This window comes from Vibrio sp. HDW18, assembly GCF_011306175.1.
GTDB lineage: Bacteria > Pseudomonadota > Gammaproteobacteria > Enterobacterales > Vibrionaceae > Vibrio > Vibrio chanodichtyis.
The window spans coordinates 434433-447543 of record NZ_CP049913.1; the positions used below are offsets into that span (position 1 = coordinate 434433).

General features: G+C 46.5%; 10 protein-coding genes. 2 read left to right on the forward strand and 8 right to left on the reverse strand.

Going from position 1 to position 13111, the window contains the following annotated elements; genetic code table 11:
• Positions 1-73: 73 nt before the first annotated feature.
• The 5 genes from G7083_RS02000 to znuA form a co-directional block, all read right to left on the reverse strand.
• On the reverse strand, positions 74-304 hold the full coding sequence (locus G7083_RS02000) for a FeoC-like transcriptional regulator (protein ID WP_166013343.1): 231 nt from the start codon (positions 302-304) through the stop codon (positions 74-76).
• Entirely contained in the window at positions 301-2574 is a 2274-nt protein-coding gene (gene feoB, locus G7083_RS02005; RefSeq protein ID WP_166013344.1) for a Fe(2+) transporter permease subunit FeoB, read from the reverse strand. The genes G7083_RS02000 and feoB overlap by 4 nt, the downstream gene beginning before the upstream one ends.
• Positions 2571-2801 (reverse strand): FeoA family protein, encoded by a 231-nt coding sequence (locus G7083_RS02010; RefSeq protein ID WP_166013345.1) that lies wholly within the window; start codon positions 2799-2801, stop codon positions 2571-2573. The genes feoB and G7083_RS02010 overlap by 4 nt, the downstream gene beginning before the upstream one ends.
• Before the next feature lie 692 nt (positions 2802-3493).
• Positions 3494-6844 carry an AraC family transcriptional regulator gene (locus G7083_RS02015; RefSeq protein ID WP_166013346.1) on the reverse strand — a complete coding sequence of 1117 codons (3351 nt, stop codon included), beginning with the start codon at positions 6842-6844 and terminating at the stop codon, positions 3494-3496.
• A 195-nt stretch (positions 6845-7039) separates the two neighbouring features.
• Positions 7040-7924, reverse strand: coding sequence for a zinc ABC transporter substrate-binding protein ZnuA (znuA, locus tag G7083_RS02020; protein WP_166013347.1), 885 nt, complete (start codon positions 7922-7924; stop codon positions 7040-7042).
• Between the two features lie 82 nt (positions 7925-8006).
• On the opposite strand from znuA, the gene znuC reads away from it, so the two are divergent.
• Both znuC and znuB read left to right on the forward strand, forming a co-directional pair.
• A complete protein-coding gene (gene znuC / locus G7083_RS02025) occupies positions 8007-8795 on the forward strand; it encodes a zinc ABC transporter ATP-binding protein ZnuC (protein ID WP_166013348.1) in 789 nt (262 codons plus the stop codon).
• The gene (gene znuB, locus G7083_RS02030; protein WP_166013349.1) at positions 8788-9570 is read left to right on the forward strand and encodes a zinc ABC transporter permease subunit ZnuB; all 783 of its coding nucleotides are present in this window, start codon (positions 8788-8790) and stop codon (positions 9568-9570) included. Before znuC ends, znuB begins: the two co-directional genes overlap by 8 nt.
• Before the next feature lie 125 nt (positions 9571-9695).
• Here the strand turns inward: znuB and sucD are convergent, their stop codons facing one another.
• From sucD to odhB, 3 genes are all read right to left on the reverse strand, one after another.
• Positions 9696-10568: a succinate--CoA ligase subunit alpha gene (gene sucD / locus G7083_RS02035; protein ID WP_166013350.1), complete on the reverse strand. Its 873-nt coding sequence runs from the start codon at positions 10566-10568 to the stop codon at positions 9696-9698.
• Positions 10568-11734, reverse strand: a complete 1167-nt coding sequence (gene sucC, locus G7083_RS02040) for an ADP-forming succinate--CoA ligase subunit beta (protein WP_166013351.1) — start codon at positions 11732-11734, stop codon at positions 10568-10570. The genes sucD and sucC overlap by 1 nt, the downstream gene beginning before the upstream one ends.
• Positions 11735-11894: 160 nt before the next feature.
• Entirely contained in the window at positions 11895-13109 is a 1215-nt protein-coding gene (gene odhB / locus G7083_RS02045; protein ID WP_166013352.1) for a 2-oxoglutarate dehydrogenase complex dihydrolipoyllysine-residue succinyltransferase, read from the reverse strand.
• Positions 13110-13111: the final 2 nt, after the last annotated feature.

Here is a 13111-nt window from a genome sequence, read left to right on the forward strand (position 1 = left end):
GAACATAAATCCTTTCGAGCATAAAAAAGCCGCATTACGCGGCTTTTGGTTAACGTGTAAGTACGGACTATGACTACATGGTCACGCTCACTGCGAGATCACAGCGACGATTCAGTACATAATGCACCCGCACCACCGCATCTTGCGCGTTGGTGTATTGCTGGCGAGAGAACACTCCTTTCTTAATCCAGACCGCGAGCATCGCCTCAACACCATCTTCACTCAGCGCAAAGCGCTGGGCTAATTGTTGACGAGTGATGCCGTGCTGCTGCTCAATCGCCGCTTTAAGCTCGTTCAAAATCACGCAGCGGGTACCTCAACCATTTTTTGCTTACGTCCGCTTTGCTTTAATCCCCAATAGGTGATAGCTGCAAATACCATGATCCCACCAATCCAAGCTAAGCTGTACCAAGGGTGCTGGATAATATGGGTAATTTGGTAGTACAACACCGCTGAACCATACGCGAGGCCCATCGTCCAGAGCGCAATAAAACGTGCATAGGCAGCACCAAACTCGCGCACATAAGCCCCCATCGCCGCTACACAAGGGGTATACAGTAGGATAAAAATCAGATAAGCAAATGCTACATGCCCATTCGCAAAATAAGTGTGTAAGTTGCCAAAGATAGAGGCATCCACTTCTTGCTCTTCAGCCACCGCATCGCTATCGGTTAAATCACCGACCTCAATTCCAAGCGGATCACTAAAGCTCAAGGCGGCAAGATTGTCAGGGATCGACATTAGCGCTTCCTGCAAACTGGCTCGCAGATCATATTCCACATCTTCATCATCGGCGTTTGTGGTGTACAAGCTATTTAAAGTTCCCACTACCGCTTCTTTAGCAAAAATACCGGTAATAATGCCAACGGTTGCTGGCCAGTTTTCCTGTGTGATGCCCATCGGAGAAAATACCGGTGTCACTACATGGGCTACTTTAGACAATACAGATTTATCTGTATCTTCATTACCAAATGAACCATCGGTGCCCACCGAGTTTAAGAAACTCAAGATAGTGACCACCACCACGATGGTTTTGCCTGCACCCAATACAAAACGTTTCAGCTTCTGCCAGGTTTTGATCACGACGTTTTGTAGGGTCGGAATTTCATAATCTGGCATCTCCATGATTAAGCTTTCACTTGCCCCTGGATATAGAGTCTTTTTCAGCACCAAGCCGGTCAAAACTGCCGCCACAATCCCTAATAAATACAGAGCAAACACCACATTTTGGCCACTTTGTGGGAAAAATGCCGCCGCAAACAACGCATAAACCGGTAGACGCGCACCACAAGACATAAAGGGTGCCATCGAGGCCGCTAGCTTACGTTCACGCTCTTGATCCAGCGTTCGTGTGGCCATAATCGATGGCACGTTACAGCCAAAACCGAGCACCAGTGGCACAAAAGCTTTGCCAGGCAGACCAATTTTCTGCATCACTTTATCCAGCACAAAAGCTGCACGCGACATATAACCCGAGCTTTCTAACACCGCTAAGAATAAGTATAAGCAGGCAATCACAGGGATAAATGTAGCCACGGTCTGGATCCCACCACCGACCCCATCCGCAATCAAGGTCACCAACCAAACTGGCAGATGTTCATCCAGCAAGTAGTGTCCACCATCGACCAATAATGCCCCAACGCCGATGTCGAAAAAGTCAATAAAGGCGCTACCAATATTGATCGCAAACATAAACATCAGGTACATCACGGCAAAAAAGAATGGGATACCAATCCATTTATTGAGGATCACTCGATCGGCTTTTTCAGTGAATCGATGGCTGAGCTTACCTTCGCTGCGGCGTGCATAAATACAAAGTTCATGCAAATAAGTATAACGAGTGTTTGCCACCAGCAAATCAATATCCACTGAGCATTGATGTTGCAGTTGCTGCACTTGGTGGCGAGCCGCCGGAGGCAATTGATTGATCACTAACAGGTCATTTTCAAGCGCTCGAATGGCCAAGGCGCGGGCAGATACGGTCTGCTCATGAAACTGATCGGCTAATTGACCAATCAATGGCTCAAATTGATCACCATAATTGAGTTCCAGCGGCTTGAGCGCAATCCCTTGCACTACTAGCTTATGCAGTTTCTCTTTAAAACGACGCACCTGCGGCTGACTATTTGCCGAAAGCGCCACGACAGGACAACCCAAGAAAGCTTCCAACTGTTTTAAATCAAGATGCACTCGCTCACGTTTCAGCGCATCCATTTTATTGAGTACGACGATCATTGGACGCTGCAATTCACGCAGCTGCAGCGTCATATATAGGCTGCGCTCAAGACAAGTAGCATCGACCACATTGATAATCACATCTGCAGGATGGGTAAGTACCGCGCGCGAAGCGATCGACTCATCAATACTGTTGCTATCATTACCACTATCTAAAGCGTAAATGCCGGGTAAATCGGTTAATGAAAACTCATCCCCTGCATGAGAAAAACTGCCTGTTTTTTTCTCAACCGTCACGCCACTCCAGTTACCAACCTGCTGTTTAGCCCCGGTTAACCCATTAAAGAGTGTAGTTTTACCGCTGTTCGGGTTACCGACCGTGAGTATCTGATAGTTCATTGAATTGGCTCCACTTGGATCTGCGCCGCAATATTTTCACGCAAAGCAATCGACACACCGCGCACTTCTACTTGCAACGGGTCGCCCATCGGAGCACGTCGGATCAGGATCACTGGCGTATTAGGCAGCACGCCCATCACCATGAGCTTCTTTCTGACCGAGTCAGAAAGCCCTTCTAATGCGAGAATCACACCACGCTCGCCCGCTTTCATCTGTGATAATTTCATGATCGCAACCTTTAAAAGGAAGTATTAATAAGAAACATTAGCATTAATATCAGAAAGATTAACACAGTGAATAGATGATTTTTTTGCGTGAAAACAATGTTTGCCTAATTAATCACCAGCGTTATTTTCGTCAAAACAACTCCGTCAAAAACGTTAAAAAGAGACTTAACCACATTCCTAGCGAAATCTAAAACGACCCAAACCAAACCAAACCAAACCAAACCAAACCAAACCAAACCAAACCAAACCAAACCAAACCAAACCAAATAATTAATTCTCAATAATCAATAAGTTAAACCTTGATGCTATTTTCTGTCGTTTTTCTATATCAAGCTGGCGTAAATTTTATAAGAAAAATAAGTTACTGGAATTATAGTGAGCGGGTTGAAAGGATATCCCTCCTAGCAACAAGAATTCCAGAGGTGATATGGCTGTGCCATATTACTCCGGCAGCAAGCGAAGGTGTCGTTGGCACCCGTGGTATAGTCCCCCCGGCTATACCACGATTTTTTTCAGCACTCAATCTCCCCTACTACGCTATATCAACTATACCCTTCCTACTTGAAGCTGCAGCGGTGTTGGCGACGTTCGTTCACCCCAATCACATAGTTTGTCTATGCTCATGGGGACTCACTCACTTGCCGCCTACCTGCAACTCCAAGTTGTTTTGGTATAGGCTCACCGCATTACCATTATCTACCCTCTTGATCCTCGATAAATTGGCTCGGTGATAAGCCAAAATGGTGCTTAAAACGCTGACTAAAATAAGAAGGGTCATTAAATCCACAATCAAAGGCAACTTGAGCAATTCTGGCACCACACAACAAACTCTGGCACGCCTTCTCTAAACGCATTTGATTGAGCGATTCTTTAAATGTTTTACCGGTTGCCGCTTTAAAGCGGCGCTGCAAACTACGCTCGGAAACAAACAGTAATTGTGCCGCTCTAGAGGTGGTAAAATCCGAATCATTATAATTGTGCTCGATCAGCTGATTGACTTTACGCAGCCACTTTTTTTCCCCATCATCAAGCACAATGTGATCAGCGATAGATAACGCTTGCACCTTAAATGACCGAGTTATAGGCGATGCTGCCAACGGCCACGCCAACTCGAGAACATTACAATCGTTGAGGCGTAAAATCCGTAATTCCCCACCACTATGCTGTACTAACTCTTGCACCGAATAAGTACACGCACCGTTGAATGAGATGGGAATGGCACTGAAGTTATCAATCGCTGATCCGTGATCTGAAAAAATCAGCACGCCTTGTGAATCTCTCTGCTCAAGTTGGATAGATAACTGTTGCTGTTTAGCAAGCCGTCGAATCGCATCGGTGAACACGACATTAAACAGTATATCGAGGTTAAATTGGCGAATTTCGATAAGACAGACTTCACCACGGTACACCAACTGGATTTCTGCTTTGTTGTATTCTTCCTGCCAACTTTTTAAGGCCGATTCCATCAATAAATTTAAATCGTGGCGTTGACTCTCTGGGGTTTCGCCTCGATGCATGAAATGCAATTGGGTTAATTCTTGTTTAACTTTATTAAACGGCAACTCGAACTCATTCCACCCACGCACTTTGGCATAAGAGGAAAGATGGCGTAATGCGGGATCAATACTCTCAAATACTTTGCCAAACAAATTGTGATGTACTTGCAGTAACTTACGTAATTGCTGATTACTGCTCTGTACAATTTTAGTTTGATGATGCAATTGACTGGTTTTAAGCTCGACTTGGTTTTTTAGCTGTCGATTCGCCTCAACAATCACTCGAGTTCGCCAACTTAGCATTAAAGACAAACCACCACCCAATAGCATCACATAACCAATAATAGCGGCAGGGCTTAGATACCAAGGAGGGAGAACCTCAAAATCGAATATAGCTGGGGTTTGATCTTGGTGGGTTGGATTTGCGCTACGCACTTTTAAACGATATTCGCCGGGCAGTAATCGATCAAAATTGAGCTGCGCCCAGTCAAACCGCTGCCATTCTCGCTCATCATTGAGCTTATATTCCAACAATGGATTACGTAACGATGACAAGGCCCCAAACTGAAAACTAATCGCATCATCATAGGCAATTTGCAACAGACCATCCGGCTGATAACCCAATAGTTTCGGCTGGTGGTTCACACTCACTTGACTAAACATGATCTGAATATTGGGCAAATTAGAGACCGCCAGTGCTTGGGTATTAGCTTGCACCACACCAAATTGCGATCCCATGATAAGAGAGGAGCTATCCAACACTTCACCGACCGCACAAGCACCTAATATAAACTCATTGCTGATCAAGCCATAAGGCGCAGCAAAGTGTTTACTGAGTTGACCTTGGTGCTGATAGAGACTGATCCCCTGCGATGAAATGAGCCACATCCCCTGTGCTGACTGAGCAATACAGCGCGGCTGAATATTCTCTTCAACTAACTCCACTGCAATTGCGGGCGGTTGATGGTTCTGCCACTGAAATACACCATAAGCCCCGACCAGCCAAATATGACCAGTCTTATCTTCAACAACTTGTACTATTTCACCATAGCGATGACTGGAGAAATCAAAGCGGATCTGTTTATCAAACAAAGTGTAAGCACCATGTTCGGTACCAATCACTATGCCTTGTTCAACGGCGGCAAGTACGGTGATCTTCGCGGGTGATAATCCTTTCACCATCCACTCCATCCCATAATTGGTCTCGGTTTGTTCGCTCGGCAAATAAGACCAAAGCTGCTCATGGCTGGCTCCCCAAAGCCGGCCATCACCATCGACGGTGAGCAGTTTAACCGAATTGTGCAGCAATGACATCGGCAATGGCGGAGCGTTGATCTGGCGCTGTGCAAGATTGTAGCTCACCAGCCCTTGCTCAGTAGCAATCCAGACGTCATCTCCAGCAATAACGAAATCATTGACTTGACCGGGATAAATCAAGTTTTTACGAAATTCGCCAGTAAAATTAAATCGATATAGGCCTTGTTGGGTTATCGCTAAATAATCTCCCTGCATGTTGAACGACTTAATTTTACTGATTTGGACCCGACTACCATCACGGGATAAGCTTTGCGCAGGATATCGAGTCAACTGCTGAGCCAATAATGAATAATAAAACATACCTTTGTCAGTCGCGATCCACATACCACCTTGTAAATCATTAACCATTGAGTAAATTTTCTTACCCAATAGTGCATAATCATCGTTGCGATATGTTTCAGGTTGAGTGACTTTTCCGCTATCTAGTCTGTAAAGATACAGACCATTTTCAGTACCAATCCAATACTCAGTGTCAGTTTCAGCGATTGACAACACTTCCGCAGCACCGATTGGTTTGGACAATAAGCGCGAGTGCTCAATATCGATGATCGATGCGCCATGCGCAGAACCAACCAATAGCTCGCGCCGCCGTTCAGAAAAATAGAGCTTTTGGATCGCCGATTTACCAGAGTCCGTGATATGGCTAAAGCCTTGTGGCATCGACAAATAAACACCGACATTGGTCGCCAAAGCCCATTTTGAGGCGAAAAACTGCGCATCATTAATCACTACTTGGCTGGCGCTGTTCAACGAATAAAGCTGGTGCAAAGAAAAAGTATCAAGCCTTGCATTATCAATATCATAACTATAAAAGTTCGCGCTATCATTCAACCAAATCATGCCATTTGACACGCCGATCTGATTAATTTGAGTACCTGGGGGCAGGGTTAAGATGAGCTCTTTCTCTCCTCCCGGATAGGTGCGAAACAGTTGATGTTGCTCAAAGGTCCACAACGCGCGCTTGGCATAAATAATATGCTTTGAGGCTTCGGGTAATACCGAACCACGCGCTGGCAAAATATTCTGTCCATCAAAAAACATCACCTTGCCATGGACATCATGGATCCATATTCCGCCGTCGTCGCCGAGATACAGATTTTTCGCCACTATCACAGTCCCTTTTTCCTGCATAGATAAAGGGTAGAAAACCGACATCGGGTTATTGTTGGCCACTCCTAGTGACGGAATAATAAGACTCAGCCAGCAGCTGTATAAAAATGTGCGAAACACGCGATCCCCTGTCAGCAAGCAGTTAGAATTTGTATCCGTGAGTGGAATACCATTAGGCGTACAAATTTTCAGGCATTCTAACTAATCGTTAAGCGAGATGCAGTGTGAAAGGCGGGGCAATGTATCATTTTTCATGCTTGGATCAAAAAATGCGGCTTAAGCCGCATTTATATAATTTCTCCTCTCATGATTAGCTCAGGGCTGAGCTAAACATTGGTAATAGCTATCCGCCAATTGATTAAGGAACACAAAATAGCTACCCGCTTTTAATTGCACCGAACTGCCCAATGGGTCTAACACGCCAATTTTTGCTGGGGTACCCCTGACTACTGTTTCAATAATTGCAGGTTCAAACTGCGGCTCAGCAAACACACATTTGGCTAACTGGGCATTCAGAGTCTGCTTGATTGCGATTAAGGTTTTCGCACCAGGTTTACGCTCTGGATTCACCGTAAAATGCCCGAGCTGATTAAGGGTAAAATGTTGCTCAAAATATCCATAAGCATCATGGAACACATAATAAGGTACACTCATCACTGGTGTTAGCTGCTCACGAATGGCCTGCTCACGCTCACTTAAACTAGCTAAAAAACGCTCCAAATTCGCTTGATACTTTGATTGATTAGTCGCATCCAGCGCGATCAATTGCGCGCTTATCGCACTGGCTACCTGCGCAACCGGCTGAATACCTAGCCAAAAATGTGGATCATGACTGCCATGCTGATGCCCTGCGTGATCATGGTGATCTTGAGCCCCATACTCACGCAAAGCTAAGTTAGGTACTTGACTTAATGTCAATACCGATGGGTGATTGACTAACAACTTACTCATGAACGGTTCAAGGTCTTGACCAAACCAAATCACCAGATCGGCTTGCTGAATCCGCTTTACATCTGAAGGACGGAGCGCATAATCATGCGGCGATGCCCCCGCAGGCAACAATACATCCGGGGTGCCAGTGCCGAGCATCAACTCATAAGTGATCATCTGTATCGGCTTAATGCTGGTTAGCACCTCAATGGCACTGGCCGATTTCGTGAATAAGACAATCGCCGTCAAAACAATAAATCTCGGTAACATGGTCATCGCACTCCCGTTAGTGGCTTTTGCTGAGGCATAATGTTACTTTATAACATAACCATTTTGCAAATGAGTTCTATTAATGGCTAATTTGATTGAATTGCAGCAAATTTGCGTCAATTTTGAGCAGCGACGCGTACTGGATCAGATCCAACTGACTCTGACTAAAGGTAAAATCACGACCCTCATTGGCCCCAATGGCGCGGGTAAGTCGACGCTGGTCAAAGTCATTTTGGGGTTACAAGAGATCAGCTCAGGCAAAATGATTCGCCAAGCTGGAATTCGTATCGGCTACGTACCACAAAAACTGAAACTCAATGATACTCTGCCACTCAGCGTCGAGCGTTTCTTACGCCTCGCTGGGCGCTTTACCCACCAACAATTAACTGCAGCACTAAGTTTAGTTGGTGGAGAACATCTACAACAGCATGATATGCATAAGCTGTCCGGTGGTGAAACGCAGCGTATATTACTGGCCAGAGCACTGTTACAACAACCGGATTTATTGGTATTAGATGAGCCAGCTCAAGGGGTGGATGTTCAAGGACAAATCGATTTATACGATCTTATCCATACGTTACGTAATCGTTTTGGCTGTGCGGTATTAATGGTTTCCCATGATTTACACTTAGTGATGGCGAAAACTGATGAAGTCATTTGCTTACAGCATCATATTTGCTGCTCTGGCTCACCAGAAAACATCGCCCAACATCCCAGTTATTTGGCAATGTTTGGTCATCGCAGCCGTGAAACGCTGGCGTTTTACCAACACCATCACGAGCACCACCATCACGATCTTGCTGGTCAACCAGTGCAAGGTAAAGCCAGCGCTTGCTGCAATCATTCACACGGTCACCATACTCATGATTGAACTTCTATTACCTTCTCTGCTTGCTGGACTTGGGATTGCGATCATTGCAGGCCCACTCGGCTCATTTGTCGTCTGGCGCAAAATGGCCTATTTTGGCGATACCCTTGCTCATGCCTCATTACTCGGCCTCGCATTAGGTTTTTTACTTGAGATTAATTTGTATCTGGCTTTATTAGTGTGCTGTTTGGGCATGGCGACCCTTTTAGTCGCGATGCAAAAACAGACTATAATTGCCACCGATACATTATTGGGCATTATGGCGCACAGTGCTTTGTCGCTCGGTATGATTGCGGTGAGTTTCCTAGATCATGTCCGTATCGATTTAATGAGCTATCTGTTTGGTGATTTGTTGGCCATCTCCACATCCGATCTAACCTTTATCTGGCTCGGTGTTGCTATCGTTAGCCTAATTGTTTACCTACTTTGGCACCCTCTACTCTCAACCAGTGTCAATGAAGAACTCGCCTTTGTCGAAGGAATCAATACCGATTTAATGCGCCTGATCCTAATGCTATTGATCGGTTTGGTGATTGCCGTGGGTATGAAGTTTGTTGGGGCGTTGATCATGGGGTCGCTGCTGATTATTCCTGCCGCTACTGCACGTCGCCTATCGCGTAGCCCTGAAGCGATGGCGGGTTGGGCCATCTTACTTGGCATGGTGAGCGTAGTGGGTGGGCTCGCCCTATCTTGGCATTTTGATACGCCAGCGGGTCCTTCGGTGGTGGTGTGTGCCGCTGGGTTATTCGTCTTGACTCAATTTAAGCGAGTCGCTTAATCCGCTAGCAATTTAATTAACTGGTAACTTAATCAACTGACAGCTTAAATCATTCGCCCCGATCTGAGATCGGGGCGAATGGTTACTCGGTGAGACTAACTAACCAATCATCATAACCAGCAGCATCACCAGCCGGTCACTTCACGCAGCGCTTTGCCAATGTCGGCCAGACTTTTTACTGTCTTCACACCCGCAGATTCCAACGCAGCAAATTTCTCTTTCGCAGTACCTTTACCGCCAGAGATGATCGCACCAGCGTGTCCCATCCGCTTACCCGCAGGAGCGGTCACCCCTGCAATGTAAGAGACGACTGGTTTAGTAACGTTGGTTTTGATAAATGCCGCCGCTTCTTCTTCAGCGGTGCCACCAATTTCTCCAATCATCACAATCGCTTCCGTTTCGGGGTCATCTTCAAACAGCTGCAGAATATCAATGAAATTCGATCCTGGGATCGGATCACCACCAATTCCGACACAGCTCGATTGTCCAAAACCTTCATCGGTGGTTTGTTTGACCGCTTCATAGGTCAAGGTGCCAGAGCGAGAGACAATGCCCACTTTCCCCTTATGATGAATATGACCGGGCATAATACCAATCTTGCATTCATCAGGAGTGATCACTCCAGGGCAGTTAGGGCCGATCATCCGCACTCCGGTCTGCTCTAGTTTCACTTTGACCTCTAGCATATCCAGTGTTGGAATACCTTCGGTAATCGTGACAATCAGGCTAATGCCGGCATCGATAGCCTCTAAGATCGCATCTTTACAAAATGGCGCAGGAACATAAATGACGCTGGCGGTTGCCCCCGTCTGTTCAACCGCTTCGCGCACCGTGTTAAATACCGGTAAGCCTAAGTGAGTCGTCCCGCCTTTACTGGGTGAAACGCCGCCCACCATTTGTGTGCCGTAAGCCAGTGCCTGCTCTGAATGGAAAGTGCCTTGCCCTCCGGTAAAGCCCTGACAAATCACTTTGGTGTCTTTATTGATAAGAATCGACATTATTTTCCCTCCGCAGCAGCAACCACTTTTTGCGCTGCATCAGTCAGTGATTCCGCAGCAATAATATCTAAACCAGAGGCCGCCAATCGCTGACGACCAAGCTCTGCGTTAGTGCCTTCAAGACGCACCACTACTGGCACACTGACGCCAACTTGTTTAACCGCACCAATAATGCCCTCGGCAATCATATCGCAGCGCACAATGCCACCAAAAATATTCACCAGTACCGCTTTGACATGGGTATCAGACAAAATAATTTTAAACGCTTCGGCGACTCGCTCTTTGGTCGCACCACCACCCACATCAAGGAAATTCGCAGGTTTACCACCGTGCAAATTGACAATATCCATCGTGCCCATCGCCAGTCCTGCACCATTCACCATACAGCCAACATTGCCATCCAGAGCGACATAATTGAGCTCCCATTTCGCGGCATGGGCTTCACGCACATCTTCTTGAGAAGCATCATGCATCTGACGCAGTTTAGGCTGGCGAAACATCGCATTTGAGTCGATATTGATCTTGCCATCTAGGCACAACAAATTGCCTTCTTGGGTAATAACCAATGGGTTAATTTCCAGCAGCGCGAGATCGTAGTGCATAAACATCTCACCCAGACCGATGAAAATTTTCACAAACTGTTTGATTTGATCGCCTTGCAGACCGAGCTTAAACGCCAACTCGCGCCCTTGATAAGCTTGTGGGCCAACCAATGGATCGATCGCCATCTTATAAATAAGCTCTGGTGTGTGCTGTGCGACTTTCTCAATCTCCACGCCACCTTCGGTCGAAGCCATAAAAACAATGCGACGTGTTGAGCGATCCACCACCGCCCCTAAATAGAGTTCTTTAGCAATGTTAGAGGCTTCTTCCACCAAAATTTTCGACACTGGCTGACCTTGAGCATCGGTTTGATAAGTGACTAAATGATGACCTAACCACTTCTGCGCAAACGCTTTTACCCCTTCTTTACTGTCATGTAATTCCACGCCACCCGCTTTACCACGTCCACCGGCGTGAACTTGACATTTTACGACTTTCTTAACGCTGCTAATGCGTCCGGCGGCTTCAAACGCTTCTTGTGGCGTATCACAAGCGTAGCCTTCCGGTACCGGTAAACCGAATTCTGCAAACAGCTGTTTAGCTTGATACTCATGCAAATTCATTGTGTTGTTCCATTTATTGATTATCTTCCATAGCGTTCACGGTGACTGAACTGTACGGTGGCTAAGCCATTTGAGCAAGCGGTCAACATTAAGCCGATATCAGGTCAGACATGATACATGCCTGACCAAAATCTCACTCAACCACTGACATTCACGCCACTTAAACGTCCAGCAACAGACGAGCAGGATCTTCGAGCAGTGCTTTAATCGTTACCAAGAAACCCACCGATTCACGACCATCAATTAAGCGGTGATCGTAAGACAGAGCGAGATACATCATCGGTAAGATTTCCATTTTACCATCCACCACCATCACGCGATCTTGGATTTTGTGCATACCTAAAATCGCAGCCTGCGGTGGGTTGATAATGGGTGTCGACATCAGCGAACCAAACACACCACCATTAGTGATGGTAAAGTTACCGCCCGTCAGCTCTTCAACTGTTAACTTACCATCGCGGCCTTTTTCAGATAACCCTTTGATACCTTTTTCAATTTGCGCCAAGCTCAAGCTATCGCAATCTTTCAGCACTGGGGTAACAAGGCCACGCGGTGTCGATACGGCAATACTGACATCAAAATAGTTGTGATAGACAATATCTTCACCATCCAGAGATGCATTCACCTCAGGATAGCGCTTGAGCGCTTCAGTTACCGCTTTCACAAAGAACGACATAAAACCGAGCCGGATCCCATGGCGCTTTTCAAACACATCTTGATATTGCTGGCGCATCTCCATGATCGGCTTCATGTTGACTTCGTTAAACGTCGTGAGCATCGCGGTGCTATTTTTCGCTTCTAACAAACGCTCGGCAATCCGCTTACGCAGCCGGGTCATTGGGACGCGCTTCTCGGTACGGCCAGTGCTAGACTCTGCCACAACCATGGTAGCAGGTGCCACTATCGCAACGGGTGCCGACGTCGCTGCCAAATGGGCCTGAATATCTTCCCGGGTAATACGACCACCGACTCCAGAGCCTTTAACTTGATCAGCGAGTAAATTATGCTCAGCTAACAAACGGCGGGCGGTTGGACTGAGCGCATTACTACTTTCCTCACTCAGCGTTGCTTTATGGCGTTTATCGGGTGACGGTTGGGTCGCATCTGGCGAATCTTGAGTAGGCTCACCGGCAATCGCACTCAGCTTTAAGCGGGCCAATAGCTGTTTTGATAATACTGTCGCCCCTTCTGGCTCTAGAATTACCTCCAACACTCCAGCCTCAGGAGCCGGGACTTCCAGTACCACTTTGTCCGTTTCAATATCCACAATCACTTCGTCACGCGCAACGAAATCGCCCGGCTGTTTATGCCAAGTCGCCACCGTGGCATCTGCGACGGATTCAGGCAAATCTGGAACCAGAATTTCAATGGTCATAA